Origin of the sequence: Stenotrophomonas maltophilia, from assembly GCF_001274595.1 — a bacterium.
Classification (GTDB): Bacteria; Pseudomonadota; Gammaproteobacteria; order Xanthomonadales; family Xanthomonadaceae; genus Stenotrophomonas; species Stenotrophomonas forensis.
Genome location: NZ_CP011010.1, coordinates 1766428 through 1792478 on the forward strand (window position 1 = coordinate 1766428; position 26051 = coordinate 1792478).

Genomic DNA, 26051 nt, shown 5'->3' on the forward strand with positions numbered 1-26051 from the left:
TTGGGCAATCCCGAAACTTCAACCGGAAGCGCCAACATCATTTCCTCTGCTACATCACCGTTCAGCCTGCGCGTCATCCCGCGCGACCAGCACACGATCTCCCGCAAGGACATCAGCCCGAACGCCCTGCGCGTGCTTTATCGCCTGCGCGATGCCGGCTTCGGCGCCTACCTTGTCGGCGGCGCGGTGCGTGACCTGCTGGTCAATGGCCAACCCAAGGATTTCGACGTGGCCACCGACGCCACGCCCGAACAGGTCAAGCAGTTGTTCCGCAACTGCCGCCTGATCGGCCGCCGCTTCCGCCTGGCCCACGTGGTATTCGGCCGCGAGATCATCGAAGTGGCCACCTTCCGTGCCAACAGCGACGACGGCAGCGGCGACCGCGAGATGGAAAACGGCATGCTCGTGCGCGACAACGTGTACGGCTCCATCGAAGACGATGCCGTCCGCCGCGACTTCACCTGCAACGCGCTGTACTACGCCATCGAGGATTTCTCGGTACGTGACTACACCGGCGGCTTCGAAGACGTGCAGGCACGCCTGATGAAACTGATCGGCGACCCCGAGCAGCGCTACCGCGAGGACCCGGTACGCATGCTGCGCGCGGTGCGCCTGGCGGCCAAGCTCGGTTTCCAGATCGAAGAGGGCACCGCCGCGCCGATTCCGCATCTGGCTGGCCTGCTCAACGAAGCCGCGCCGGCGCGCCTGTTCGAGGAAGTGCTCAAGCTGTTCCTGTCCGGGCATGGCGTGGCCAGCTTCGAAGGCCTGGAGCGCTACGGCCTGCTGGATGTGCTGTTCCCGGAAAGTGCCAAGGCGCTCAAGTCCAACCGCACCGGCGCGCTGCGCCGCATGCTGGTCGAGGGCCTGGCCAACACCGATGCGCGCGTTGCCAATGACGAGCCGGTCTCGCCGGCGTTCCTGTTCGCGCTGCTGCTGTGGCCGGCCTACTGCCGCGCGCAGGCGACCCTGCTCAAGCAGGGCGTGGCACCGGAAGAGGCACAGCGGCGTGCCGCCGACCGTGTGACCGTGCAGCAGCTGAGCACCATCGCGCTGCCGCGCCGCTTCTCGCTGCCGATGCAGGAGATCTGGCTGCTGCAGTCGCGTTTCGGCTCGCGCCAGCGCAAGCGCGTGTTCCGCACCCTGACCCATCCGCGCTTCCGTGCTGCGTTCGATTTCCTCAGCCTGCGCCAGGTGGCTTCGGCCGAGCACGCCGCCGATGTCGAGTTCTGGCGCGAGGCGCAGGCGCAGTCCGGGCGCGAACTGGAGTCGTCGCTGGATGCGATGCACAGCGAAGAGGGAGATGACGAAAGCGGAGCACCGCGCAAGCGTCGCCGCCGTCGTCGTCGCCCGGGTGCCCCGGCCGGTGCGGCGGGCGAGTAAGCGATGACCCTTGCCTGGATCGGCCTCGGCGCCAACCTCGGCGACGCGGCTGAGACCGTCGGCGCGGCAATTGCCGCGCTGGACGAGCTGCCCGGGACCCGCCTGCAGCAGGCCTCGCGCCTGTATGCCACGCCGGCCTGGGGCAACCAAGACCAGCCGCCGTTCGTCAATGCGGTGGCCGCGGTCGATACCGCGCTGCCAGCCGATGAGCTGCTGCAGGCGATGCTGGCACTGGAGCAGCGCTTCGGCCGCGTGCGTGATCCGGCGGTGCACTGGGGCCCGCGCGCGCTGGACCTGGACCTGCTGCTGTACGGCGCGCAGGAACTCGACCAGCCCGGGCTGCAGGTGCCGCACCCGTACCTGCACGAGCGTGCCTTCGTATTGGTGCCACTGGCCGAAATCGCACCGGATCTGGCCATTCCCGGCCATGGACGCGTGCGGGATGCAGTGATGCGGGTGGATGCCTGCGGGATCGCGCCGATAGAGTGATAATGCCCGGGTTATCTCCCCCGGTTATCAGCACATGAGCACCCACGCAGACAGCAAGCCCTGGACCGTTCCCGCCCTGGCCGAGGCCAAGCGCAATGGCCAGAAGCTGGTCATGTTGACCGCCTACGACGCCGGCTTTGCCCGCACTTTTGACGCAAACGGCGTTGACCTGATCCTGATCGGCGATTCGCTGGGGATGGTCGTGCAGGGCCATGATTCGACCCTGCCGGTGACCGTGGCCGACATGGTCTACCACACCCGCGCCGTGGCCCGCGTACTGCAGCGTGCGCTGCTGGTGGCCGACCTGCCGTTTGGCGCCGACGCTACGCCCGAACGCGCGCTGGATGCCTCGCTGCAGCTGCTGCAGGCCGGTGCCGAGATGGTCAAGATCGAAGGTGCCGGCTTCAAGGTCGACATCATCCGCTATCTGGTCGAGCGCGAGATCCCGGTCTGCGCGCATCTGGGCCTGACCCCGCAGTCGGTGCTGCGCCTGGGTGGCTTCAAGATCCAGGGCCGTGGCGATGCCGCGCGCCAGCTGGTGGAAGATGCCAGGGCCGTGGCCGCCGCAGGTGCCAGCATCATGGTGCTCGAATGCGTGCCGACCCCGGTCGCTGCCGAAGTCACGGCGGCGGTGGACGTGCCGACCATCGGCATCGGCGCCGGCCCGCAGTGCGATGGCCAGGTGCTGGTGCTGCATGATTTCCTCGGCCTGGACAGCGGTCATCGCCGCCCGAAGTTCGTCAAGGATTTCCTTGCCGAAGGCGGTTCGGTGGCCGGTGCCACCCGCGCCTATGCCGACGCCGTGCGCGACGGCAGCTTCCCTGACGAACAGCACGCCTACGCCCAATGATCCAGACCTTCAACGAGCTCGGCGCACTGCGCGAGCAGATCGGCCAGTGGAAGCGCGAAGGCCTGCGCGTGGCATTGGTGCCGACCATGGGCAACCTGCATGGCGGCCATCATTCGCTGGTGACCCTGGCGCGCCAGTACGCCGACAAGGTGGTGGCGAGCATCTTCGTCAACCCGACCCAGTTCGGCCCCAATGAAGACTTCAGTCGCTACCCGCGCACGCCCGAGGCCGATGTGGCCGGGCTGGAGCAGGTCGGCTGCGATGCCGTGTGGCTGCCCAGCGTGGAGGCGATGTACCCGCTGGGCGTGGACAAGACCACGCAGATGCACGCCCCGGGCGTGAGCGAAGTGCTGGAGGGCGCCAGCCGCCCGGGCCACTTCGATGGCGTGTGCACGGTGGTGGCGCGCCTGTTCCTGCAGGTGCAGCCGGACGTGGCGGTGTTCGGCCGCAAGGACTACCAGCAGCTGGCCGTGATCAGGCAGATGGTGGCCGAGTTGTCGTTCCCGATCCAGATCGTGGGGGCGGAGATCGTGCGCGACGAGGATGGCCTGGCCAAGAGTTCGCGCAACCAGTACCTGAGCGCCGAACAGCGTCCGGTCGCGACCGCCCTTCACCGCACCCTGCTGGGCATGCGCGAAGGGTATGTGGCTGGCCAGTCGCGCGCGCAGATCGAGGCCGATGCGACGGCCGCGCTGCAGGCGGCCGGTTTCCAGGTCGACTACGCGGTGCTGCGCACCCCGGAGCTGGCCGAGCCGACTTTCGACGGCGGTGGCCGCGTGGCGCTGATTGCCGCGCGCCTGGGCAGTACCCGGCTGATCGACAACCTGGAATTCTGAGCCGCATGCGGCTCCGGGGCGCCCGCAACGGGCGCCTCCCACCTTCCCACGGACGGGAGACAGCACATGAAGATTCCTGCCACTGATACCGGCCGCCTTGCCCAAGCCTCGATCCTGGCGGTGCTGGCTGCGGGCATGCTGCCGGCCCAGCTGGTGGGCGGACTGTTGTTCGCACTCGAATTCAGGCGCACACCGCTACCGGCGCTCAACGGCGGCGGACTGATGTTCGTGCTGGCCGCCTGCGGTGCCATTGCCGTGCTGTTGCCGATGGCGCTGTTCCAGCAGTCTCAGTGTCGCCTGCGCCGGGGCCGCTTCGTGTGGGTCGGCTTCGGGCTGGCGGCGCTGGTCATGGCCATCTGTACCTGGCCGGGTGAGGACAGCGGTCCGCTGCTGCAGCGCCTGCGTTACGTCGACACCTTCGATGTGGTTGGCTATGGCCTGCTGGTGCTGGCTGCAGGGGGCTTCGGCGGGGTCGCCGGGCTGGCCTTCCACACCGTGTTCCGCCTGTCCATGGGTGGCACCGCCAGTGCGATCCCGGCAGCCCCGCCGGGCGAGGACGCCTGAACGGCCTTCAGCGTCCTGCCGCAGGCCCCTGACGACGCCCAAGCGGGTGCTAGAATCCGCTCTTTCCTTTGCCGTTGCAGCGCCCCCATGCACCTGTCCCTGCTCAAGACCAAGATCCACCGCGCCACCGTCACCCATTCCGAGCTGAACTACGAAGGCTCGATCGCCATCGACGACAACCTGCTGGCTGCCACCGGCATCCGCGAGTTCGAGCAGGTGCACATCTGGGACGTGACCAACGGTGCGCGCTTCTCGACCTATGCCATCCGCGCCGAAGCCGGCAGCGGCGTTGTCTCGCTCAACGGTGGCGCCGCGCGCCACGTGCAGGTCGGTGACATCATCATCATCGCCGCGTTCGCCAGCATGACCGAGCAGGAAGCCGACAGCTTCAAGCCGAAGCTGGTGTACGTTGATGGCAGCAACCAGATCACCCACACCAACGACACGATCCCGACCCAGGCCGCATGACAACGAACAACGGATTCGACTCGCTGCATTCCCACGCCCAGCGCCTGAAGGGCGCAAGCATTCCCGGCCTGCTCGCCGCCGAACCCGGCCGCGTACAGGACCTGGCGCTGCGGGTCGGTCCGTTGTATGTCAACTTCGCCCGGCAGAAATACGATGCCGCGGCGCTGCAGGCGTTGCTGGCACTGGCCGCCGACCGTGATGTCGGCGGTGCCATCAACCGCCTGTTCCGTGGCGAGCAGGTCAACCTGACCGAAGGCCGCGCTGCGCTGCATACCGCACTGCGTGGCGATGTGGTCGATGCGCCGGTGGCGGCCGAGGCCTATGCCACTGCGCGCGGAATCCGCCAGCGCATGGGCGTGCTGGTGCGCGCGCTGGAAGACAGCGGCGTGACCGACGTGGTCAGCGTCGGCATCGGCGGTTCCGATCTCGGCCCGCGCCTGGTGGCCGATGCGCTGCGCCCGGTCAGCGGCGCGCGCCTGCGCGTGCATTTCGTGTCGAACGTGGACGGCGCCGCGATGCAGCGCACGCTGGCCACGCTGGATCCGGCCAAGACCGCCGGCATCCTCATCTCCAAGACCTTCGGTACCCAGGAAACCCTGCTCAACGGCCAGATCCTGCACGACTGGCTCGGTGGCAGCGAGCGCCTGTATGCCGTCAGCGCCAATCCGGAACGTGCCGCCAAGGCGTTCGCGATCGCTGCCGATCGCGTGCTGCCGATGTGGGACTGGGTGGGGGGCCGTTATTCGCTGTGGTCGGCGGTCGGTTTCCCGATCGCGCTGGCGATCGGCTTCGAGCGTTTCGAGCAGCTGCTGGAAGGCGCGGCGCAGATGGATGCGCATGCGCTGGACGCGCCGCTGGAGCGCAACCTGCCGGTGCTGCACGGCCTGACCGACATCTGGAACCGCAACCTGCTGGGCTGTGCCACGCATGCGGTGATGACCTACGACCAGCGCCTGGCGCTGCTGCCGGCCTACCTGCAGCAGCTGGTGATGGAGAGCCTGGGCAAGCGCGTGCAGCGCGATGGACAGCCGGTCACCACCGACACCGTTCCGGTGTGGTGGGGCGGAGCGGGCACCGATGTGCAGCACAGCTTCTTCCAGGCGCTGCACCAGGGCACCAGCATCGTGCCGGCCGATTTCATCGGCTGCGTGCATAACGATGATCCCTACACGATCAATCATCAGGCCCTGCTGGCCAACCTGCTGGCGCAGACCGAGGCGCTGGCCAATGGCCAGGGCAGCGACGATCCGCACCGCGATTACCCGGGCGGCCGTCCGAGCACGCTGATCCTGCTTGATGCACTTACCCCGCAGGCATTGGGTGCGCTGATCTCGATGTACGAGCACGCCGTGTACGTGCAATCGGTGATCTGGAACATCAACGCCTTCGACCAGTTCGGTGTCGAGCTGGGCAAGCAGCTGGCCAGTGGCCTGCTGCCGGCGTTGCAGGGTGAGGACGTGGCGATCGCCGATCCGATGACCCGCGAGATTCTTGCGCAGCTGAAGCGCTGAGCCTGTCCCTGGAGGTGCCGGCCACCGGCCGGCCATCCCTGCATCTCACATCCCGGCCATGCACGCGCCCTTCCGTGTTGCGCGTGCCGTGCATCCGCGTGCCTGCCGCAGCGCAGCTTGACGCCGCATCGAATGCCGATGCAGTGTGCACGGGCGGCAGTACCTGTCATCCAGTATCGCTCGCAGCATGAAGTTGATGCCAGGGACTGGCCGTATCCGAAGGAACGTGGAATCGATCCACGTTCTCAACGCCTCATGTTGTGAATGACAGGAGATTGCGAATGGATCTGAATGACGATGTTGTGTCCGGCTGGCTCAACGGCTCGGACGATGTGGATGGGTGCGCCAACCCCGCCGGTTCGCTGTTCATCTATGGCGCTGCGGCCACCGAGTCCGCGCTCACGGCGGCCTCCGACACCCTGATCACCGGTGGTGGTACCGAGTGCACCACCACGATGTCGGTGGTCAATCACTGCCTGTGCTGTTGATGTAGCCCGAGCCGGCACGTAGCGGCTTGCGCTGCGTGCCGGCCACTGGAACAGACTCTGGACACTTTGCAGGGGGCGTAATGACCGCTTCTCCGGCTGCGGCCGCGTTTGCGCGCATCACCGAACATTTCCTTGCCGATGCGCGCGCCGCGTTGGCGGCTGGCCTGCATGACCCCGTTCTCGACCTGCGGCCGGACGAACGCGCGCTGCTGCACGAGCAAGGCGATGCGGCGCTTCGTGAGCATGCCCAGCTCAAGCTCAATCGCGTGCTGCTGCTTGAACTGCATGCCGCCGCGCGCGGCGGTGACATCGGCCCGCTTGACAGCGCCGGGGCGCTGGATGAATTCATGGCGCTCGCCACCAGCGAGGGCTTCCAGGAGCATCTGCAGCGACGCTACCCGGTGCTGTTGCCGCGGCTGTCGCGCATGCTCGAAGGGCAATGTGCGGCCGTGGTTGAGCTGGCCGCGCGCATCGGCAGTGATCGCGCGCTGTTGACGGAGTTGCTCGACCGGCCGGCAGGCGCGTTGCGTGCCGTCTCGCTGGGGCGGGGTGACCTGCATGGCGGCGGCCGCACCGTGGCGCGGCTGCAGTTCGACGGCGGCACGCTGATGTACAAGCCGCGCTCGCTGCGCATCGATGCCACGCTCGATGGCCTGCTTGCCGCAGTCTTTGGCGAAGGCGCGGACCGGGTACGCGTGCCCCGCGTGGTGGATCGTGGCAGCCACGGCTGGGCCGCATTCGCCGCGCACCGCTATTGTTCCGGTGATGAAGAGCTGCGTGCCTATTACCGCGGCCTCGGTCACTGGCTGGCGATCCTGCGCCTGGTCGGTGGTACCGACATCCATCTTGAGAACCTGATTGCAGTCGGGCCGGTGCCGGTGGTGGTCGACGCCGAAAGTGTGTTTTCGCGCGTCATCGACGTCGAACCCTCAGGCTTGGGCGATGCCTACGACACGGCCGTCAAACTGATGCGCAATTCCGTGCTGCGCACCGGTATCGTGCCGTTCCGCACCACCGGTCTCGGCATGGAAGGCGTGGACCTGTCCGCCGCCGGCGCGCTGCCGGGCGAGCAGCCACGGGTGCAGGTGCCGGTGATCATCGAAGACGGGACCGCGCCGGCGCGGCTGGGCCTGGTCGAGGCGGAAGTCGCCATCGCACAGAACCATCCGAGCCCGCAGCCGGATGTCTCGTTGTACTGGGACCACATCAGCGAAGGCTTCGTCGACGCCAGTGGGCGCCTGCGCGCGCTGGATGCGAAGGGCGAGCTGATGCCGTTGCTGGCGGGGTTCGAAGGGTGCCAGGTGCGGGATGTGCGGCGGCCGACCATGGCCTATGCCGAGCTCGGGCGGATGCTCTGGCATCCGGCGTCCCTGCACAACGAAGCCCAGGCAGTCGAACGTGCCGTCGACCTGCTGGTAAGGAACGCGGCGGTATCACCGGCTGCACCTTCGGACCTGCATACCGTGCGCGGCGAGGTGGATGACCTGCGCTACGGAGACATTCCGATCTTCGCATCGCTGCTGGATGCGCCACGCATCCATTCGATCGTTGCCAACTGGCGCGCGATGCGCATCGATCTGGAAGACGTGACCATCCGCAGCACGCTGGTGGCCACCGACCTGAACCAGCATGCGCTGGCACGTGCAGAGGCCCGCTCCGGCTACAGCTACGCGGCACGGCAGCCGCATGCCGACGCGCTGGAGGCGCGTCGACGCGCACTCGCAGCGCGGGCGGTGGAGAACCTGCTGCGGCTGGCCGTGCACGGCGAGGACGGTTCGATGACCTGGATCACCCCCGAGGTGACCCGTAGCGGCTGGACGGTTCAACCGGTGCAGCCCGACCTGTACTTCGGCCTGGGGGGCATTGCCTTCGCGCTGGCGGCTTACCGCCGTGAAGCAGAGCAGGGGCGTGCAGATCCGGTGGCCGGCCTGGAGCCAGCCATCGACGGCGCCATCGCAGTGTTCCAGACCATGTGCGAGCGCCATCCCGCCGAGATCGATGGTGGATTCGTCGGCACCGGTTCGCAGATCTGGACCCTGCTGGCGTTGCACGATCTGTTGCAGCGGCCGGCACTGCTGGCGTTGGCAGAGCACTGCGCGGAAGCCGCCGAACGCCGTGGTTTCCAGGGGCCGGTGAAGTTCGAACTGATTGATGGCGTGTCCGGCATGATCCTGCCGCTGCTGGCGCTGGCCGAGGCCACTGGCAGCGCGCGCTGGCTGGATCTGGCGGCCGCAGCGGGACGACGGATGCAGGATGCGGCGATCGTCGATGCTGACGGTGCGCGCTGGCCGACGCCGCAGTTCCGGGAGCCGATCGGTGGCTTTGGCCATGGTGCGATGGGCATGGGGTGGGCGCTGGCACGGCTGGCACGTTCGCAGGCGGGCAGTGCGGCAGAGCGCGCCGCCTGGCGGCAACTGGCAGAAGAGGCCTTCGCGTTCCAGGCGGCATTGTTCGAGCCGCATACCGGGCACTGGCGCGACATCCATCTGCAGGACGGGCAGAAGAACTTCCCCACCTGGTGCCATGGCAGCGTCGGCATCGGACTGGCGGCCGCCGACCTGTATGCGCGTACCGGCGACCCGGCGCAGTTGCGCGACATGCGCCGGGCGGTGGCCGATGCACGCGGCAAATGGGGTTTCAGCCATACCCTGTGCCACGGCGACGTGTCGACCCGCGAGCTGCTGGTGCTGGCCGCCGCGCTGGACCCGGAGGGCTGCCCCTATGCGCGGGATGATGCAGCCATCGAGATCGTGTCTTCGATCGAGGAGCACCAGGGCATGGTCGGCGGGTTGACCCGTGCGGCCTTCACCCCGGGCCTGATGATCGGGCTGGCCGGCGCGATCTATGGATTCCTGCGCATGCATCCGGCCTGCGTGCTGCCGTCGCCGCTGCTGCAGGAGACGGCGTCGGCGCGGGCGGGCGCAATGGAGCCACGATTCAGCAGCGGGCAGGCCGTGCCGGCGGCGCTGGCGGAGGCCTGAGCCGGGAACGTCCCGCGGCGGTCAACGGGTCGGGTCGCGTTCCGGGCTCGGCCGCTTGGCCAGCTTGCGCTGCAGCGAGCGCCGGTGCATGCCGAGCAGGCGCGCGGCTGCCGAGACATTGCCACCGGTCTCGTGCATCGCCTGCTGGATGTGTTCCCACTGCAGGCGGCTGATCGGCGTCATCGCGTCGGGCACTTCCATTTCGCCATCGTCGGCCGGGCCGTCGTCTTCCTCGCCCAATGCGCGCAGGATCATCGGTACGGTCGCCGGCTTGGGCAGGTAGTCGTCGGCACCGAGCTTGATGGCTTCCACCGCGGTAGCGATGCTGGCGTAGCCGGTCACCAGCAGGATCCGCATGTCGGCACGCAGGGCGCGCAGCGGCTGGATCAGGGCCAGGCCCGAATCGCTGCCCAGCTTCAGGTCGATCAGCGCGAACGCTGGCGGATGCTGGCGGGCCAGTGCCAGCGCGCTGGCGGCATCCTGTGCGGTCTGCGTTTCAAGCCCCTTGCGGGCCAGGCTGCGCTGCAGGGTGCGCAGGTACAGCTCGTCGTCGTCGACCAGCAGGCCCAGGGTGGAGTGGTGAAGGCTCATGGGGTGTCCTCGCGTGGGGCCAGCGGCAGGCGGAAGCCGACGCGGCTGCCGGCCCCCTGGGCCGGGCGCATCCACATCTCGCCGTCGAGGCGTTCGATGGTGGCATGGGACAGGGCCAGGCCGACGCCCATGCCCTCGCTCTTGCTGCTGCCGAACAGCTTGCCCGGCAGCACGGCGGCGCGGGCATCGAAGCCGTGGCCGTAGTCGCGGACTTCGCCGATCAGGTCGTCGCCTTCGATGCGCAGGTCCAGGTCCACGCGCGGCCGGCCGGCCTTCTCGCCGGCATCGGCGGCGTTGTTGAGCAGGACCATCAGCAGATGGCCCACGCCCGGGTCGAGTGGCAGCCGCAGCGGCGCATCGTCGTTGCGGTGCAGGTCGATGGTCGGCCGCACCAGGCGCCATTGCTCCAGCACCTGCTGGGCGCTGGAGTGGCTGCGGCCCGGTGCGTCGGCCGAGGCCGGAGCAGCCAGCGCCAGCACGCGCTCCCGGCACTGCACCAGCAGCTCGCGCAGGGTTTCCATGTCCTCGCGCACTTCCGGCTCTTCGCTGCGCTCGGCAACGTCGTCGGCGAGCAGGGTCATCGTCGCCAGCGGGGTATTCAGTTCATGCGCCACCGAGGCGGCATGGGTGGCCAGGGCGACGATGCCTTCGTTGCGTGCGAAGCGCTCGCGCAGCGCCGACAGCTCCAGCTCGCGCTGGCGCAGTGCCAATGCCAGCCGGGTCGAGAACGCCAGCACCACCGCGGCGGAGATCAGGAAGTTGGCCACCACGCCCCAGCGGTTGAGGTCCTGTGCGCGGAAGTAGCCGTCCGGCAGGGGCTGCCCGAAGATGCCGCTGCTGGCGTAGCCGAGCAGGCAGGCCAGTGCGACCGCCAGCGCCCAGCGCAGGGGAAGGGCGAATGCGGCCAGTGCGATCAGGATCAGGAACAGCGAGCTGAACGGGTTGGCCATGCCGCCGCTCCAGCCCACCATCCAGGTCAGGATGATCACGTCCACCAGGATGTGGCCGAAGGCGGTCAGCGGCGCGGTGTCAGCTGCCTCCGGGCGCAACTGGGTGTAGACGTTGAACAGGGCCAGCACCGCCACGCCGGCCCACAACGGCAGCTGCGGCAACGGCAGGCCCAGCACCCAGGTGGCCACCAGGATGGTCGCGGCCTGGCCGCCCACGGCAAGCCAGCGCAGGCTGCACAGGGTACGGAGAAACGGAGCGTCGGGACCGGTCATTCATGCCCATCGTATGCGTTCGCGGGCGGGCGTGCCTGCGACAATAGGCCGCAGCCGTGCCGCCGGCTGAATGCGAGTCACCCGGAATGCGGGGGCGGGCGGTAGAATGCGCCCATGCACGACGCCGTCACCCGCCCGACTCCGCCCTCCGATGCCACCTCCTGGCCGCGCCGCCAGACCCATGCCGTGCAGATCGGCGGGGTCACCGTAGGCGGAGGCAAGCCGGTGGTGGTGCAGTCGATGACCAACACCGACACCTCCGACGTGGCCTCCAGCGTGAAGCAGGTGGCCGCGTTGTGGCGTGCCGGTTCGGAAATGGTGCGGTTGACCGTCAACACCGTTGAAGCCGCTGCGGCGATTCCGCGTATCGTCGACAAGCTGGCGATGATGGGCATCGACGTACCGCTGATCGGTGACTTCCATTACAACGGCCACCAGCTGCTGACTGCCGAGCCCGCCTGTGCCGAAGCACTGGCCAAGTACCGTATCAACCCGGGCAACGTCGGCTTCGGCAAGAAGAAGGACCTGCAGTTCGCCCAGCTGATCGAGTTTGCGATCCGCTACAACAAGCCGGTGCGCATCGGCGCCAACTGGGGCTCGCTGGACCAGGCCCTGGCGGCGAAGCTGATGGACGAGAACAACCTGCGCGAACAGCCCTGGGATGCCGGCCGCGTGCTGCGCGAGGCGCTGATCCGTTCGGCGCTGGATTCGGCCGAGCAGGCGGTGGAACTCGGCCTGCCGCGCGATCGCATCGTGTTGTCGGCCAAGGTCAGTGGCGTGCAGGAGCTGATCGCGGTGTACCGCGACCTGGCCCAGCGTTCCGACTTCGCCCTGCACCTGGGCCTGACCGAGGCCGGCATCGGCAGCAAGGGCATCGTCGCGTCGTCGGCGGCGCTGAGCGTGCTGCTGCAGGAAGGTATCGGTGACACCATCCGCATTTCGCTGACCCCGGAACCGGGCCAGTCGCGTACGCAGGAAGTGATCGTCGCCCAGGAACTGCTGCAGACCACCGGCCAGCGCGCCTTCACCCCGCTGGTCACGGCCTGCCCGGGCTGCGGTCGCACCACGTCCGAATTCTTCCAGGAACTGGCCAAGGTGGTGCAGAACCACGTGCGCGAGAAGATGCCGCTGTGGAAGATCCACCACCCGGGGGCGGAGAACATGACCCTGGCGGTGATGGGCTGCATCGTCAACGGGCCCGGTGAGTCGCGCCACGCCAACATCGGCATCTCCCTGCCGGGTACCGGTGAGACGCCGGCGGCGCCGGTCTTCGTCGATGGCGAGAAGAAGGTGACCCTGCGTGGCGACAACATTGCCCAGGAGTTCGTCGCCCTGATCGACGATTACGTCGAACACAACTATGTCCGAAGCGCCGGATAAGCCTGCGATCCTCGCTGCACCGGAGTCAGCCTCCGGTTTCCGCCACTGGATGGCGCGCAACGCCTGGCGCCTTCTGCTGCTGTTCGGTGGCGTGCTGCTGCCGTTGGCCGGTTTCGTCGCGCTGGCCGATGAAGTGCACGAATTTGAATCGTTCCATTTCGATGCCCCCCTGCTGTGGCAGATGCATGGCCTGCATTCGCCGCTGCTGGACCGCTTCTTCGTGCTCATCTCCAGGCTGGGCTACGAGTGGTTCCTGATCCCGGCCGATGTGCTGATCATCGGCGTGCTGCTGGGCTACCGGCGCTGGCGTGAGGCCACCTTCGTCGGCGTCAGCTTCGTCGGCTCGGCGCTGCTGAACATGGGCAGCAAGCACTTCTTCCAGCGCCAACGCCCCAGCCTGTGGGAATCGATCGCGCCGGAATCGACGTTCAGTTTCCCCAGTGGCCATGCGATGGGGTCGATGACCCTGGCGGTGACCCTGGTACTGCTGGCCTGGAACACCCGCTGGCGCTGGCCGGTGCTGCTGCTGGCCCCGGCGTTCAGCCTGCTGGTCAGCGTGTCCCGGGTCTATCTGGGGGTGCATTACCCCTCCGATATCCTGGCCGGATGGTGTGCCGCGCTGGTTTGGGTGGTAGGGTGCTATCTGGTCATGTTCAGTCGCCGGCACCCATGGCGACGTCACGGCTCGCCGCCAGCGAAGGCCAGCGAAGCATCATCACAGGGGGTTTGACGTGGATGACCCTTCGGGGACGTCTACGTGATAGATCAGTTGTTTCGTTGCAGCAGGTTCTGCAAGACAGGGGGCAAGCACCAGGCGCGGTACTGTGATGCGCAAGGCAGATTGCCATTGCCGCATTACGAACGCGCTTGCAGGGTTACGGCACCCTGCCTAGCTTGACCTGCAATGGCCGCATTCGAAGAGGTACGTGAATGACGATTCGAGTCTACCTGGTGGATGACCACGCACTGGTCCGCACCGGGATGAAGATGATTCTGTCGGGGGAAACCGACATCGAGGTGGTGGGCGAAGCCGAGACCGGCGAAGACGCGCTGCGTGAAGTGCGCCAGCTGCTGCCGGACGTGGTGCTGTGCGATCTGCACCTGCCGGGTGTCAGTGGCATGGAAGTGACCGAGCGCATTGTCCGCAGCCACCGCAATACCCGCGTGGTGATCGTGTCGGTGCTGGAAGACGGCCCGCTGCCGAAGCGCCTGCTTGAAGCCGGTGCCGCCGGCTACATCGGAAAGGGCTGCGATGCGCAGGAGCTGCTGCGTGCGGTGCGCGACGTGGCGGCCGGTCGTCGCTACCTGGGCACCAGCATCGCGCAGAACCTGGCGCTGTCGACGGTGGAGGGCAACGGCTCGCCGTTCGACAGCCTGTCGCCGCGCGAGCTGGAAGTGGCGCTGCTGCTGACCCAGGGCCTGCGCCAGGAAGACATCGCGCGGCGCCTGAGCCTGAGCGCGAAGACGGTGAACACGCACAAGGCGCGGTTGTTCGAGAAGATGGGGATCCACGACAACATCGCGCTGGCGCGCATGGCGAGCCAGTACGGGCTGGTGGATCCGGCACGGCCGTTGTGAGGGTTTCGGCCAACGGCTGAGCCCCTCGCGGTGTATTGCCGCTGACATTGGCAGCTTGGCCGGGCAGGTTGGGTTCGCGGGGGACGCCGTGAACCCATCCATGGGGGCTTGGTCGCCGCTTGCTCGTGTGCGCTGTCCTGCGCGCACGGCAAGACCGGGGTTGGGCGTCGTGCCCAACCCGCCCGAGGCATGCCTCGGGCCCATGCGGCTCACACCCCCGCGAACCCAACCTGCCCGACCCCGGACAGTTTCCGGGGCATTCACCGCGGAATGAAGAGGGAAGAGCAGGAGCGGGTCGCGCGCTGTGCGCGCTCGGGAGGTTGGTCTTGCAGAGCCGAGCGTGGGCTCGGCTCTACACCTTTGTCGGGCTCAGTGGCCGCGCACGCGCTTGATGATCTTCGCCGCGTCGGCGGCGCTGGCGCGGACCTTGTCCCATTCGCCGTCGGCGATCCAGTTGCCCGGTACCATCCACGAACCACCGATGCAGACCACGTTCTTCTGCTCGAGGTATTCGGCGGCGGTGTTCTCGGTGATGCCACCGGTCGGGCACAGCTTGAGATCGGCGACCGGGCCGGCCAGGCCCTTGATCATCGCCAGCCCGCCCACGGCCGTGGCCGGGAATAGCTTGCACACGCGGAAGCCGCGCGCATACAGCGACAGCAGCTCGGTCGGCGTCGCCGCACCCGGCACCACCGGCAGCGGGGCGGCGGCCAGCGCATCGGCCAGTGCCGGCGGCGTACCCGGGGTCACCAGGAAATCCGCACCCGCATCGATGGACTGCTGCATCTGCTGCACGGTCAGCACCGTGCCCGCGCCCACCACCACATCGGGCAGCTCGCGCTTGAGCATCGCCAGCGCTTCCATCGCCACCGGCGTACGCAGGGTCAGCTCGATCGCCGGCAAGCCCCCTTCCAGCAGCGCCGCACTCACCGCACGCGCCTGGTCCAGCGTATGAATCGTCACCACCGGCAGGATGCCCGCCGCATGCAACAGCTCCGCCGCCTTCACCTGATGTTGTTCGATACCCATAGCTCTGCTTCTGCCTTTGCTTCTGCGTTTGAATTTGATTTTCAGTGATCACTTCGCGGCGTATCGGCGCCGGAAACTGTGATGCGGTGGAGGGCAGGCCGTCGCCAGGACCGTTCGCGCCATGGATGGCGCGACCGAGCCTACAGGGACGTATTCACGGCGTGTCCTGGCGACGGCCTGCCCTCTGCCGCCGCCAGCAAACTCACCGCCGCAACAAACCCGCAACGCTCTTCAACCCTCAGGCGTCCTTCGCCTCATGCGGCGCCGCCGCTGCCGCCGCATCGTGCCCCAGCTCATACTCGGCGTCGTAATCCCACGGCCCACCATCCGCCGCTGCCGGCCCGCACGAAATCGAAATCGCGCCCTGGTCGGCCGGGCCCACCACGCGACGGTTGATCGCGAACAGATTGCGGCCCAGGTCATGCGCTGCCGGAGCCGTGTTCGGCGCCAACGACCGCGCCGCCCATTCGGCGGCGTCCACCAGCACTTCCAGCGTGCCGGCTTCACCATCCAGGCGGATCATGTCGCCCTCGCGGACCTTCGCCAGCGGGCCACCGCGCGCCGCTTCCGGCGTCACGTGGATGGCCGCCGGAATCTTGCCCGAGGCGCCGGACAGGCGGCCGTCGGTGACCAGTGCCACGCGCCGGCCCTGGTTCTGCAGCAGGCCCAGCAGCGGCGCCAGCGAATGCAGTTCCGGCATGCCGTTCGCACGCGGGCCCTGGTAACGCACCACCGCCACGAAATGCTCGGGCAGCAAACCGCCGGCGTGCAGCTTGTTCAGCACCTGCGGCGCATCGACCACCACCGCCGGTGCCTCGATGCTGCGGTACTGCGGCTTCACCGCCGACAGCTTGATCAGTGACTTGCCCAGGTTGCCGCGCAGCAGGCGCAGGCCACCCTGGCTTTCGAACGGGTTGTCGACGCTGCGCACCACCTCTTCATCGGCACTGCGTTCCAGGCCCGGCAGGTAGACCAGCTTGCCCTCGCGCAGCTGCGGCTCGCGGGCGTAGTCGGCCATGCCGCCACGCGCCACGCTGACCAGATCGCCGTGCATCAGGCCGGCCTTGATCAGTTCGCCGAACACGAATGCCGGGCCACCGGCGGCGGCGAAGCGGTTCACGTCGGCTTCGCCGTTCGGGTACACACGGGCCAGCAGCGGAATCAGCTGCGAGAGTTCGTCGAAATCATCCCAGGTCAGCACGATGCCGGCGGCCCGCGCCACCGCGATCCAGTGGATGGTGTGGTTGGTCGAGCCGCCCGTGGCCATCAGCGCGATGACCGCGTTGATGATCGCACGCTCGTCGATGATCCGGCCCAGCGGGCGGAAATCGTCGCCCAGCGCGGTGATGTCCAGTGCGCGCTCGGTGGCTTCGCGGGTCAGTGCATCGCGCAGGGCGGTGTCCGGGTTGACGAACGACGCACCCGGCAGCTGTACGCCCATCGCTTCCAGCAACACCTGGTTGGAATTGGCGGTGCCATAGAAGGTGCAGGTGCCGGCGCCATGGTACGAGGCGGACTCGGCCTCCAGCAGCTCCTCGCGGGTGGCTTCACCGGCGGCGTAGCGCTCGCGCACTTCGGCCTTCTGCTTGTTCGGAATGCCCGGGGTCATCGGGCCGGCCGGCACGAACACCGCCGGCAGGTGGCCGAAGGCCAGCGCACCGATCAGCAGGCCCGGCACGATCTTGTCGCACACACCAAGGTGGACGGTGGTGTCGAACATGTCATGGCTGAGGCCGATGGCCGTCGCCTGGGCGATCACATCGCGCGAGAACAGCGACAGTTCCATGCCGCCACGGCCCTGGGTCACGCCGTCACACATTGCCGGCACCGCGCCAGCCACCTGTGCGGTGGCGCCCAGCTCGCGGGCGATCTTCCGGATCTGTTCGGGGTAGGTCTCGAACGGCTGGTGCGCCGACAGCATGTCGTTGTAGGCGGTGATGATGCCGAGGTTCGGCGTCACGCCGCCGCGCAGCCGGCTCTTGTCAGTACCGCCGCAGGCGGCGAAGCCATGGGCGAGGTTGCCGCAGCTCAGACGGCTGCGGAAGGGGCCATCGCGCAGGGCGGCGTCGATCGCGGCCAGGTAGGCGGCGCGCGAGGCGGCGCTGCGGCGGATGACGCGCTCAGTGATGGCGTGCAGTTGCGGATGGAGGCTCATTGGCTACCGGCGTTCGTGGTGGCGAGAGGCAAGCGGCGGCAGCGCGCCGCCGCCGACTTCAATCAGCCCAGTGGACGCGCAGGCGCGCGCCTTCCAGGTTGATCGCGTTGAGGATCGGATACTGCTGGGCGTCGTTGCTGTCCAGGGCCTGGCGCAGCACCTGCAGCTTCTGCTTGCCGCGCAGCAGCAGCAGGCGCTGGCGGCACTGGCGCAGGCCGTGCGGGGTCAGCGTGATGCGCAGCGGCCACTGGTTGGCACCGGGGCAGCCGGTGGCATCCAGCGCCGCATAGGGCAGGGTGCTTTCCAGCGCGCGGGCGAGGTCCTTCGAGCCCGGGAACAGCGAGGCGGTGTGGCCGTCATTGCCCATGCCCAGCGCCACCAGGCTCGGCGGCTGGCTGTGCTGGGCCTGCAGGTTGACGGTGTAGACGCATTCCGGCAGCGGCTTGCCGACGCGCACCAACGGGTCGAAATGCGCGCCCTCGGCGCGCTTGAGCAGATGCTCGCGCACCAACCAGGCGTTGCTGTCACGATCCTGCGGCGACAGCCAGCGCTCGTCGGCCAGGCTGACTTCAACCCGGTCCCAGTGCACGTCCAGCTCGGCCAGTGCCTGGTACACCGGCGCCGGCGTGGTACCGCCAGACAGCAGGATGCGGGCGCGGCCCACTTCGTTGATGTCGTGGTTGAGGGTCTGTGCCATCTCGGCGGCGACCGCCTCGATCCAGCCATCGGCGTCGCCGTGCTGGATGAACTCGATGCGGTCGTCCTGGAAGGTGGGGCTCATGCGGCAACTCCTGGTGCGTCACGTTCGGCGTCGGCGGCATAGGCGGCGGCGCCCAGCAGCCCAGCGTGGGGATGCATCACCGCCAGCGACGGCACCCGCGCCATGATCGAAGAGAAGCGGCCCTTGTGCTCGAAGCGCTGGCGGAACCCGGAGTGCTGCAGCGAATCAAGCATCTTCGGGGTCAGGCCGCCGGTCAGGAACACGCCGTCCCAGGCGCCCTGGGTCAGCACCAGGTCACCGGCGATCGCGCCGAACACGGCGCAGAACACGTCCACGGTGCGCATCGCCTGCGGGTCGCCATGCAGCGCACGTGCGGTCACGTCCACCGGCTGCAGCTGGCCCGGATCGATGCCGGCCATCTCGCACACGGCGCGATGGATGTTGACCAGGCCAGGGCCGCAGATCAGCCGTTCGTTGGAGACGCGCCCAAACTGCTCGGACAGGATCTCCAGGATGCGGATCTCCTCCGGCGTTCCCGGCGGGAAACTGACATGGCCGCCTTCGGTTTCCAGCGGATAGCAGCGGCCATGGCGAAGGATCAGGCCGCCGACGCCGAGTCCGGTGCCGGGTCCGATCACCGCGTAGTTGCGCGGCTGTCCGGGTTTGCCTGGTACCCATGCCGCGCCACCGACCTGGATCACGTCTTCCGGCTGCAGCAGCGAGATTGCCATCGCCTGTGCGGCGAAGTCGTTGATCAGGTGCAGTTCGTCGAAGCCGAGCATCGCCGCGGTGCGGCTGCGCGAGATCACCCACGGGTGGTTGGTGATGCGTGCCTCGTCACCATCGACACGGCCCGCCACCGCGAACACGCCACGGCCCGCGCTGGCACCGATCTGTTCGAGGTGATGACGTGCGGCGTCGCCCAGCGATGGGAACTCCGCCACTGCGTATTCGCGGATGCTGTCCTTCAGCAGCGGCGCGTCCAGCGAGGTATCGGCCAGTGCGAAACGGGCATTGGTGCCCCCGATGTCGGCGACCAGCACCGGCTGCGAGCCGACACTCATGCCGAGGCTCCACTGTCCGGCGCATCCACGCCCTGCGGCAGGAACTCCGTTGCGTTGCCCGGGCCCCACTGGCCGGCGGGGTAGGGTTCCAGCGGCAGCCTGGCTTCCTTCCAGGCATCGGCGACGCTGTCGATCCATGCCCAGGCCGCGCGGACTTCGTCGTCGCGCACGAACAGCGTGTGGTTGCCGTTGAAGGCATCCAGGAACAGGCGTTCGTAGGCGATGCGGCGGTGCAGGCCGGTCGGCACCGACAGTTCCAGTTCCAGCGGATGCAGTTCCAGCGCGCCCCATTCCGGGCCGGCCAGGCTGCTCATCAGGCCCAGCTCGATGTTCTCCTGCGGCTGCAGCTGGAACACCAGGCGGTTCGGTGCGGCCTGCGCACGCTGCGGGCGCTCGAACAGCCAGTGGGTGACCGGCTTCAGCGTGACCACCACGCGGGTGGTGCGCTCGGGCAGGCGCTTGCCGGTGACCAGGTGGAACGGCACGCCGCTCCAGCGCCAGTTGTCGATATGCGCGGTGACGCCGGCGAAGGTTTCCACGTCGCTGCCTTCCGGCGGCTGGTAGGCCTGGGCCGGCTGGCCGTTGATGGTGCCGGCGGTGTAGCGGCCACGGATGCTGTCACGCGCGGCGTGCTTGGCATCGAGCGGGCGCAGGGCGCGCAGCACCTTGACCTTCTCGTCGCGGATGCGGTCGGCTTCCAGCGAGGCCGGCGGCTCCATCGCCACCATGCACAGCAGCTGCAGGATGTGGCTCTGGACCATGTCACGCAGCGCACCGGAACGGGCGTAGTAGGCGTCGCGGCCATCCACGCCTTCGCTTTCGGCGACCAGGATGTGCACCGATTCGATGTAATTGCGGTTCCACACCGCTTCCAGCAGCGTGTTGCCGAAGCGCAGCGCGATCAGGTTCTGCACCGCCGCCTTGCCCAGGTAGTGGTCGAGGCGGAACACGCGGTCCTCGTCGATCCACTGGCCGATGGTGGAGATGATCTCCTCGGCGCTTTCGCTGTCGCTGCCGATCGGCTTCTCCAGCATCAGCCGTGCCGGCGCGGCGAGGGCGCCGCCCTTGGCCAGGCCTTCGCAGGTGGAGATGTACAGGCCCGGCGGGATGGCCAGGTAGCTGACGCACTTGCGGTGCACCAGGTCGGCGACCGCGGCGGCCACCGAATCGACGTCGCGCAGGTCCACCGAGCGGTAGTCGATGCGGCGCAGCAGCCCGGCGATGTCGTCCTGCGTGGCCATCGGCATGGCCTGCTGCAGGCGCGGCCGCAGGATGTCATGGAAGCCTTCGGTGTCATGCCCGGACAGGGCCAGTGCGCGGATGCGGAAGTCCTCCGGCAGCAGGCCGTCGCCGAGCAGGCGAAGCAGCGAAGGGAACAGGTAGCGCTGGGCCAGATCACCTGTGGCACCGAACAGGAAGAGGGTGTCGTGCATCGCTCGAGTTTCAGATCCGGGTGACATCGTTGTCAATCGCTTCATGGCTGGGTTCGGGGGACATCCGCGCAACTGCCTGTCCAAGGTTCGTCGGGCGGGTTTCCCGGGGCTCCGGAAGACCGTTCCAATCGAAACCACTACCTCGGCGGAACCTTCGTTCAATCGCCGACGCAGATCGGTGCGCACCGATCATCGGATAGTGCCACGTGAAAACGTTTACATGGCAGAATGGGCAACTGTATTCGATTGCAGTGCTCGCCGCCATGCGGTGGGCGCGCAATCATCACTGCCATCGGGAGGGCCGAGGCAGTCCCAAAAGACAGCCCGGCTTCGGGCGGACCGGATTAGGTGATATGGCAAAAGTGCAGTTGCAGGGTGTGCGCAAGGTCTATGACAACGGCCAGGTCGCGGTGAAGGACGCCAGCTTCGAGGTCGCCGATGGCGAGCTGATGGTGCTGGTCGGCCCGTCCGGCTGTGGCAAGTCGACCCTGCTGCGGATGGTGGCTGGGCTGGAAGAGATCAGCGGCGGCACGCTGACCATCGGCGATCGCGTGGTCAACGACGTGGCGCCGAAGGATCGCGACATCGCGATGGTGTTCCAGAGCTACGCGCTGTACCCGCACATGACCGTGGCCGAGAACCTGGCCTTCGGCCTGAAGCTGCGCGGCCATGACAAGGCGACGATCGACAGGCGCATCGCCGAGGCGGCGCAGACGCTGGGCCTGACCGAGATGATGGACAAGCTGCCCAAGGCGATGTCCGGCGGCCAGCGCCAGCGCGTTGCGCTGGGCCGCGCGCTGGTGCGCGAGCCGGCGGTGTTCCTGCTCGACGAGCCGCTGTCGAACCTGGATGCCAAGCTGCGCCACAGTGTGCGGACCGAGATCGCGCAGCTGCACCGCAAGCTGGGCACCACCATGATCTACGTGACCCATGACCAGGTCGAAGCGATGACCCTGGGCCAGCGCATCGTGGTGCTGAAGGACGGCGTCATCCAGCAGATCGACACGCCGATGGCGCTGTACGACCGCCCGGCCAATCTGTTCGTGGCCGGCTTCCTCGGCAGTCCGGCGATGAACGTGCTGCGTGGCACGCTGCAGGGCGATGCTGGTGGCGTGACCGTGGTTGACGGCGAATGGCGCGCGCCGCTGGGCCAGGCCACGATCGATCCGGCGTGGCTGCAGAAGCCGATCGCGGTGGGCGTGCGCCCCGAGCACCTGCAGCCGGCGACCGCCGACGATGCGCATGCGTTCAACGCGCGCATCGAAGGCATCGAACCGGTCGGCAACGAGATCTTCGTCAACCTGAGCAGTGGCCAGCATGCGCTGACCATGCGCGTGGCGCCGCAGGTACTGCCGGCGGTGGGTGAGCAGATCCGCGTGGCGATCCACCCGCAGGGGCTGCATTTCTTCAACTCGGAAACCGGCGAGCGCCTGTAACGGGTAGTGCCGGCCGCTGGCCGGCAACCTCAACCAGGCGTGGTTGCCGGCCAGCGGCCGGCACTACCATTCATTCGCCGAAGGCGTGCGGACCAACGGTCCGCACCCACCGAAGCGTCGGGTGGATTCAGCGCGCCAATCCGTCCAGCAACGGCATGCGCTGCGCGACGGCATCGCCGACCTGCAGATCGGCGTCACTGGCCTCCAACGGCAACACCGCCAGCGCCAGGTCACCGGCTACGCTGGCGATCGTGCCCAGCGTAGCGCCGTCCTGCTGCACGCCATCACCGGCCTGCGCCGGCGCCGCGGTATGCAGCAGCTGCACCGCGCGCTTGGCCTTGCCGAGGAAGTGGGTGCGGGCGACGATCTCCTGGCCCGGGTAGCAGCCCTTCTTCACGCTGTAGCCGTTCAGGCGATCCAGCCCCAGTTGCTGCGGAGTCCACACCTCGCGCTGGCTTTCCTCAAGCCGGGGCAGGCCGTAGCGCAGGTCGGCCTGGCGCCAGGCCAGGGCGAAGGCCGCCTCATCGGCTTCGCTGCCGGCGGCGAAGGCGTCGGTAGCGCCGATGCGCAGGGTGCGCGGCAGGGCATCGCTGCCCAGGTCCAGTTCCCAGCCGTCACCTGCGGCGTGCGCAATGGCGGCGCCAATGGCGGCCTCGGGCGCGGTGAAGGCGCCGGCCACCGCCAGATCGCTGCGCACCAGCACCTTCACCTTGCGGCGGAACACGAAGCGCTGCAGTTGCGACGCAATCGCATCGGCATCGCCGTCGGCCAGCACCAGCATCACATGGTCTTCGGCCAGCCGAAGCAGCTGGAACACCGCCAGGGTGCGGCCCTTGGCACTCAGCCAGGCACTCCACTGCCAGTGCAGCAGGGGCAGGGCAGTGACATCGCTGCTGAACTGGGCGTGGGCGAAAACGGCCGCATCGACACCCTGCAGGCTCAGCAGCTGGTGTCCGGGAAGGCGCGGATATCCGACGAAAGCAGGGGGCAGGTTGTCAGGCACGTGAACGAGGTCTAAAATTTGTGCGTTGCGAGACCGAACATGATAGGCCAAACAACCCCCACTCCCGACGACGAATCTGAAGCCCCGCTGGTCCCCGCGGCACCCGTGCCCGTGGAACAGGAAAAAGCAGAGGAATTCGGCGGCCGCGGCGGACTTGATCCGGTGCGGTACGGCGATTGGGAGAAAAACGGACGCTGCATCGATTTCTGATCAGCATTGAGCCAACGCGGCCGTGTGCCGCCCAGCCGAGACAACGAGCCCAGCGAATGGCGACCAGACAACGCCCACTTTCCCCGCACCTTCAGGTGTATCGCTGGCAGATTCAGATGGCCACCTCGATCCTGCATCGAGCCACTGGCGTCTTTCTGTCTGTTGGTGCCCTCATCATCGCCGCGGGCCTGCTGGCCCTGATGATGGGGCCCGAGTCCTGGAACTGCTTCACCGGCCATGCCGGGGCCTGGTATGGCCGCGTGTTCCTGTTCGCGTGGACATGGTCGTTCGCCTATCACCTGTGCAATGGCATCCGCCATGTGGTGCAGGACTTCGCCATCGGCTTCAGCATTCCCGCCTTCATCCGCAGCAGCTGGCTGTCGGTCACCGGCAGCCTGGTGATCACCCTGCTGGTGTGGGCCTATGTGATGTTCGGAGGTGCCGCGTGAGCAGGTTCCGTACCCCGTTGAAGAGCGTGCGCGGCCTTGGTTCGGCCAAGACCGGCACCGAACACTTCGTGCACCAGCGCCTGACCGCCGCCGCCCTGGTGGTGCTGGGCATCTGGTTCCTGGTCTTCGTGCTGAGCCTGCTGGGTTCGGACTACGCGACCGCCGCCGCCGCCGTGGCCAAGCCGTGGAATGCCGTGCCGCTGATCGGCCTGCTGATCGCCATGTTCTGGCACGCGCAGCTCGGCATGCAGGTCGTGCTGGAAGATTACATCCACGAATCGCTGCTGGCCCTGGTGCTGCAGACCGCGGTGAAGTTCGTCGCCGTGCTCGGCATGATCGTCAGTGTGTTTGCGGTGGGCCGCATCGCCCTCGGCGTTGCCTGAGCCCAGGCACCAACACAGGAATCCAGATTAGATGTCCGCTTACAAGATCACCGAACACAAGTACGACATGGTCGTGGTCGGCGCCGGCGGCGCCGGCCTGCGCGCCACGTTCGGCCTGGCCGCCAAGGGCCTGCAGACCGTGTGCCTGACCAAGGTCTTCCCGACCCGTTCGCACACCGTTGCCGCCCAGGGCGGTATTTCGGCCGCACTCGCCAACATGGGCGAGGACGACTGGCGCTACCACTTCTTCGACACCATCAAGGGTTCGGACTGGCTGGGCGACCAGGACGCCATCGAATACATGTGCCGTGAGGCCATCCCGGCCATCATCGAGCTCGAACACTACGGTGTGCCGTTCTCGCGCACCGCCGAAGGCAAGATCTACCAGCGTCCGTTCGGTGGCATGACCACCAAGTACGGCGAAGGCCCGGCGGCGCAGCGTACCTGCGCGGCGGCCGACCGTACCGGCCACGCGATGCTGCACACCCTGTACCAGCAGTCGCTGAAGCACGACGCGCGCTTCATGATCGAGTACTTCGCGCTCGACCTGATCTTCGATGAAGAAGGCGCCTGCCGCGGTGTGCTGGCCCTGGACATGTCCGACGGCACCCTGCACCTGTTCCGCGCCCAGGGCGTGGTGCTGGCCACCGGCGGTTACGGCCGTGCCTACTTCAGCGCCACCTCGGCGCACACCTGCACCGGCGACGGTGGCGGCCTGGCCATGCGTGCCGGCATCGCCATGCAGGACATGGAGTTCGTGCAGTTCCATCCGACCGGCATCTACGGCGCCGGCTGCCTGATCACCGAGGGTGTCCGCGGTGAAGGCGGCATCCTGCGCAACAGCAGCGGCGAGCGCTTCATGGAGCGTTACGCACCGCACTACAAGGACCTGGCCTCGCGCGACGTGGTCAGCCGTTCGATGACCATCGAGATCCGCGAAGGCCGCGGCGTCGGTGAGCACAAGGACCACATCCTGCTCGACCTGACCCACCTCGGCCCGGGCGTGATCGACGAGAAGCTGCCGGGTATTGCCGAGAGCGCCCGCATCTTCGCCGGCGTCGACGTGCACAAGCAGCCGATCCCGGTCATCCCGACCGTGCACTACAACATGGGCGGCATCCCGACCAACTACCACGGCGAAGTCGTGCGCAAGGTCGGCGACAACCCCGATGCGGTGGTGCCGGGCCTGTACGCCATCGGCGAAGCGGCCTGCGTGTCCGTGCATGGCGCCAACCGCCTGGGCTCGAACTCGCTGCTGGACCTGGTGGTGTTCGGTCGTGCGGTGGCCAACCGCTGCGCCGAGACCATCAAGCCGGGCGCATCGCACAAGCCGCTGCCGGCCGATGCCTGCGACAAGGCGCTGGGCCTGCTGGACAAGCTGCGCCACGCCAACGGCGATACCCCGACCTCGGTCATCCGCGATCGCATGCAGCGCACCATGCAGGCCGACGCGGCCGTCTTCCGCACCAGCCAGACGCTGAAGGAAGGCTGCGAGAAGATGGACAAGATCTTCGACTCGTTCCAGGACGTGAAGGTCTCCGACCGTTCGCTGGTGTGGAACTCGGACCTGATCGAGACCTACGAGCTGAACAACCTGCTGCTCAACGCGGTGGCGACGATCAACTCGGCCGAACAGCGCAAGGAAAGCCGCGGCGCGCATGCGCACGAGGACTTCCCGGACCGCGACGACGTCAACTGGCAGAAGCACACCCTGGTCAGCGTCGACGAGAAGGGCAAGTGCAGCTTCGACTACCGTCCGGTGCACATGTACACGTTGACCGACGACGTGTCCGTAGTGCCGCCGAAGCCGCGCGTGTACTGATCCGACC

At 67.7% G+C, this 26051-nt stretch carries 25 protein-coding genes; 17 read left to right on the top strand and 8 right to left on the bottom strand.

Going from position 1 to position 26051, the window contains the following annotated elements; translation table 11 throughout:
* The 9 genes from pcnB to VN11_RS08235 all read left to right on the top strand — a co-directional run bounded on the left by pcnB (position 1) and on the right by VN11_RS08235 (position 9567).
* Positions 1 to 1380: a polynucleotide adenylyltransferase PcnB gene (pcnB, locus tag VN11_RS08195; RefSeq protein WP_049457499.1), complete on the top strand. Its 1380-nt coding sequence runs from the start codon at positions 1 to 3 to the stop codon at positions 1378 to 1380.
* Between the two features lie 3 nt (positions 1381 to 1383).
* Positions 1384 to 1869: a 2-amino-4-hydroxy-6-hydroxymethyldihydropteridine diphosphokinase gene (gene folK / locus VN11_RS08200; RefSeq protein WP_053449376.1), complete on the top strand. Its 486-nt coding sequence runs from the start codon at positions 1384 to 1386 to the stop codon at positions 1867 to 1869.
* 34 nt (positions 1870 to 1903) lie between these two features.
* A complete protein-coding gene (panB, locus tag VN11_RS08205) occupies positions 1904 to 2719 on the top strand; it encodes a 3-methyl-2-oxobutanoate hydroxymethyltransferase (RefSeq protein WP_004153072.1) in 816 nt (271 codons plus the stop codon).
* The gene (gene panC / locus VN11_RS08210; protein WP_053449377.1) at positions 2716 to 3555 is read left to right on the top strand and encodes a pantoate--beta-alanine ligase; all 840 of its coding nucleotides are present in this window, start codon (positions 2716 to 2718) and stop codon (positions 3553 to 3555) included. Before panB ends, panC begins: the two co-directional genes overlap by 4 nt.
* Before the next feature lie 66 nt (positions 3556 to 3621).
* Positions 3622 to 4119 (top strand): hypothetical protein, encoded by a 498-nt coding sequence (locus tag VN11_RS08215; protein WP_053449378.1) that lies wholly within the window; start codon positions 3622 to 3624, stop codon positions 4117 to 4119.
* Between the two features lie 87 nt (positions 4120 to 4206).
* Positions 4207 to 4587 carry an aspartate 1-decarboxylase gene (gene panD, locus VN11_RS08220; RefSeq protein ID WP_008268179.1) on the top strand — a complete coding sequence of 127 codons (381 nt, stop codon included), beginning with the start codon at positions 4207 to 4209 and terminating at the stop codon, positions 4585 to 4587.
* On the top strand, positions 4584 to 6098 hold the full coding sequence (pgi, locus tag VN11_RS08225; RefSeq protein ID WP_053449379.1) for a glucose-6-phosphate isomerase: 1515 nt from the start codon (positions 4584 to 4586) through the stop codon (positions 6096 to 6098). Before panD ends, pgi begins: the two co-directional genes overlap by 4 nt.
* A 281-nt stretch (positions 6099 to 6379) precedes the next feature.
* On the top strand, positions 6380 to 6586 hold the full coding sequence (locus VN11_RS08230) for a DUF6229 family protein (protein ID WP_053449380.1): 207 nt from the start codon (positions 6380 to 6382) through the stop codon (positions 6584 to 6586).
* Positions 6587 to 6666: 80 nt separating this feature from the next.
* Positions 6667 to 9567 carry a type 2 lanthipeptide synthetase LanM family protein gene (locus VN11_RS08235; protein ID WP_053449381.1) on the top strand — a complete coding sequence of 967 codons (2901 nt, stop codon included), beginning with the start codon at positions 6667 to 6669 and terminating at the stop codon, positions 9565 to 9567.
* Between the two features lie 21 nt (positions 9568 to 9588).
* Here VN11_RS08235 and VN11_RS08240 read toward each other — a convergent pair whose 3' ends face one another.
* Complete coding sequence (locus tag VN11_RS08240; protein WP_008265983.1) at positions 9589 to 10158, bottom strand: response regulator transcription factor; 570 nt, start codon at positions 10156 to 10158, stop codon at positions 9589 to 9591.
* Entirely contained in the window at positions 10155 to 11381 is a 1227-nt protein-coding gene (locus VN11_RS08245; RefSeq protein ID WP_053449382.1) for an ATP-binding protein, read from the bottom strand. The genes VN11_RS08240 and VN11_RS08245 overlap by 4 nt, the downstream gene beginning before the upstream one ends.
* 114 nt (positions 11382 to 11495) lie before the next feature.
* On the opposite strand from VN11_RS08245, the gene ispG reads away from it, so the two are divergent.
* The 3 genes from ispG (at position 11496) to VN11_RS08260 (ending at position 14339) form a co-directional block, all read left to right on the top strand.
* Entirely contained in the window at positions 11496 to 12761 is a 1266-nt protein-coding gene (gene ispG, locus VN11_RS08250) for a flavodoxin-dependent (E)-4-hydroxy-3-methylbut-2-enyl-diphosphate synthase (RefSeq protein ID WP_053449383.1), read from the top strand.
* Positions 12742 to 13491, top strand: coding sequence for a phosphatase PAP2 family protein (locus VN11_RS08255; RefSeq protein ID WP_053449384.1), 750 nt, complete (start codon positions 12742 to 12744; stop codon positions 13489 to 13491). Before ispG ends, VN11_RS08255 begins: the two co-directional genes overlap by 20 nt.
* 200 nt (positions 13492 to 13691) lie before the next feature.
* Positions 13692 to 14339, top strand: a complete 648-nt coding sequence (locus tag VN11_RS08260; protein WP_006432784.1) for a response regulator — start codon at positions 13692 to 13694, stop codon at positions 14337 to 14339.
* Positions 14340 to 14708: 369 nt separating this feature from the next.
* Here VN11_RS08260 and eda read toward each other — a convergent pair whose 3' ends face one another.
* From eda to zwf, 5 genes are all read right to left on the bottom strand, one after another.
* Positions 14709 to 15368 (bottom strand): bifunctional 4-hydroxy-2-oxoglutarate aldolase/2-dehydro-3-deoxy-phosphogluconate aldolase, encoded by a 660-nt coding sequence (gene eda, locus VN11_RS08265; protein WP_053449385.1) that lies wholly within the window; start codon positions 15366 to 15368, stop codon positions 14709 to 14711.
* A gap of 238 nt (positions 15369 to 15606) precedes the next feature.
* Positions 15607 to 17523 (bottom strand): phosphogluconate dehydratase, encoded by a 1917-nt coding sequence (gene edd / locus VN11_RS08270; protein ID WP_053449386.1) that lies wholly within the window; start codon positions 17521 to 17523, stop codon positions 15607 to 15609.
* Between the two features lie 58 nt (positions 17524 to 17581).
* On the bottom strand, positions 17582 to 18304 hold the full coding sequence (gene pgl, locus VN11_RS08275) for a 6-phosphogluconolactonase (protein ID WP_053449387.1): 723 nt from the start codon (positions 18302 to 18304) through the stop codon (positions 17582 to 17584).
* Entirely contained in the window at positions 18301 to 19308 is a 1008-nt protein-coding gene (glk, locus tag VN11_RS08280; protein ID WP_006432897.1) for a glucokinase, read from the bottom strand. Before glk ends, pgl begins: the two co-directional genes overlap by 4 nt.
* Positions 19305 to 20741 (bottom strand): glucose-6-phosphate dehydrogenase, encoded by a 1437-nt coding sequence (zwf, locus tag VN11_RS08285; RefSeq protein ID WP_053449388.1) that lies wholly within the window; start codon positions 20739 to 20741, stop codon positions 19305 to 19307. The genes glk and zwf overlap by 4 nt, the downstream gene beginning before the upstream one ends.
* A 353-nt stretch (positions 20742 to 21094) precedes the next feature.
* Between zwf and VN11_RS08290 the strand changes: the two genes are divergently transcribed.
* Entirely contained in the window at positions 21095 to 22177 is a 1083-nt protein-coding gene (locus VN11_RS08290; protein ID WP_053449389.1) for an ABC transporter ATP-binding protein, read from the top strand.
* A 127-nt stretch (positions 22178 to 22304) separates the two neighbouring features.
* On the opposite strand, the gene VN11_RS08295 is transcribed toward VN11_RS08290, so the two are convergent.
* Positions 22305 to 23180 carry a YgfZ/GcvT domain-containing protein gene (locus VN11_RS08295; RefSeq protein WP_053449390.1) on the bottom strand — a complete coding sequence of 292 codons (876 nt, stop codon included), beginning with the start codon at positions 23178 to 23180 and terminating at the stop codon, positions 22305 to 22307.
* Between the two features lie 39 nt (positions 23181 to 23219).
* On the opposite strand from VN11_RS08295, the gene VN11_RS21770 reads away from it, so the two are divergent.
* Genes VN11_RS21770 through sdhA form a run of 4 tightly spaced genes read left to right on the top strand, consistent with a single transcriptional unit; the run spans position 23220 to position 26044 of the window.
* A complete protein-coding gene (locus VN11_RS21770; RefSeq protein WP_005409075.1) occupies positions 23220 to 23390 on the top strand; it encodes a DUF1674 domain-containing protein in 171 nt (56 codons plus the stop codon).
* A 56-nt stretch (positions 23391 to 23446) separates the two neighbouring features.
* Positions 23447 to 23839: a succinate dehydrogenase, cytochrome b556 subunit gene (gene sdhC / locus VN11_RS08300; RefSeq protein ID WP_005409076.1), complete on the top strand. Its 393-nt coding sequence runs from the start codon at positions 23447 to 23449 to the stop codon at positions 23837 to 23839.
* Entirely contained in the window at positions 23836 to 24222 is a 387-nt protein-coding gene (sdhD, locus tag VN11_RS08305; protein ID WP_006432981.1) for a succinate dehydrogenase, hydrophobic membrane anchor protein, read from the top strand. Before sdhC ends, sdhD begins: the two co-directional genes overlap by 4 nt.
* Positions 24223 to 24253: 31 nt before the next feature.
* Entirely contained in the window at positions 24254 to 26044 is a 1791-nt protein-coding gene (gene sdhA / locus VN11_RS08310; protein WP_053449391.1) for a succinate dehydrogenase flavoprotein subunit, read from the top strand.
* The last annotated feature ends 7 nt before the right edge of the window (positions 26045 to 26051 follow it).

Bases quoted from the DNA above. Each gene is read 5' to 3' on its own strand.
- folK (WP_053449376.1), top strand. From the start codon at position 1,384: ATGACCCTTGCCTGGATCGGCCTCGGCGCCAACCTCGGCGACGCGGCT.
- panB (WP_004153072.1), top strand. From the start codon at position 1,904: ATGAGCACCCACGCAGACAGCAAGCCCTGGACCGTTCCCGCCCTGGCC.
- panC (WP_053449377.1), top strand. From the start codon at position 2,716: ATGATCCAGACCTTCAACGAGCTCGGCGCACTGCGCGAGCAGATCGGC.
- VN11_RS08215 (WP_053449378.1), top strand. From the start codon at position 3,622: ATGAAGATTCCTGCCACTGATACCGGCCGCCTTGCCCAAGCCTCGATC.
- panD (WP_008268179.1), top strand. From the start codon at position 4,207: ATGCACCTGTCCCTGCTCAAGACCAAGATCCACCGCGCCACCGTCACC.
- pgi (WP_053449379.1), top strand. From the start codon at position 4,584: ATGACAACGAACAACGGATTCGACTCGCTGCATTCCCACGCCCAGCGC.
- VN11_RS08230 (WP_053449380.1), top strand. From the start codon at position 6,380: ATGGATCTGAATGACGATGTTGTGTCCGGCTGGCTCAACGGCTCGGAC.
- VN11_RS08235 (WP_053449381.1), top strand. From the start codon at position 6,667: ATGACCGCTTCTCCGGCTGCGGCCGCGTTTGCGCGCATCACCGAACAT.
- VN11_RS08240 (WP_008265983.1), bottom strand. From the start codon at position 10,158: ATGAGCCTTCACCACTCCACCCTGGGCCTGCTGGTCGACGACGACGAG.
- VN11_RS08245 (WP_053449382.1), bottom strand. From the start codon at position 11,381: ATGACCGGTCCCGACGCTCCGTTTCTCCGTACCCTGTGCAGCCTGCGC.
- ispG (WP_053449383.1), top strand. From the start codon at position 11,496: ATGCACGACGCCGTCACCCGCCCGACTCCGCCCTCCGATGCCACCTCC.
- VN11_RS08255 (WP_053449384.1), top strand. From the start codon at position 12,742: ATGTCCGAAGCGCCGGATAAGCCTGCGATCCTCGCTGCACCGGAGTCA.
- VN11_RS08260 (WP_006432784.1), top strand. From the start codon at position 13,692: ATGACGATTCGAGTCTACCTGGTGGATGACCACGCACTGGTCCGCACC.
- eda (WP_053449385.1), bottom strand. From the start codon at position 15,368: ATGGGTATCGAACAACATCAGGTGAAGGCGGCGGAGCTGTTGCATGCG.
- edd (WP_053449386.1), bottom strand. From the start codon at position 17,523: ATGAGCCTCCATCCGCAACTGCACGCCATCACTGAGCGCGTCATCCGC.
- pgl (WP_053449387.1), bottom strand. From the start codon at position 18,304: ATGAGCCCCACCTTCCAGGACGACCGCATCGAGTTCATCCAGCACGGC.
- glk (WP_006432897.1), bottom strand. From the start codon at position 19,308: ATGAGTGTCGGCTCGCAGCCGGTGCTGGTCGCCGACATCGGGGGCACC.
- zwf (WP_053449388.1), bottom strand. From the start codon at position 20,741: ATGCACGACACCCTCTTCCTGTTCGGTGCCACAGGTGATCTGGCCCAG.
- VN11_RS08290 (WP_053449389.1), top strand. From the start codon at position 21,095: ATGGCAAAAGTGCAGTTGCAGGGTGTGCGCAAGGTCTATGACAACGGC.
- VN11_RS21770 (WP_005409075.1), top strand. From the start codon at position 23,220: ATGATAGGCCAAACAACCCCCACTCCCGACGACGAATCTGAAGCCCCG.
- sdhC (WP_005409076.1), top strand. From the start codon at position 23,447: ATGGCGACCAGACAACGCCCACTTTCCCCGCACCTTCAGGTGTATCGC.
- sdhA (WP_053449391.1), top strand. From the start codon at position 24,254: ATGTCCGCTTACAAGATCACCGAACACAAGTACGACATGGTCGTGGTC.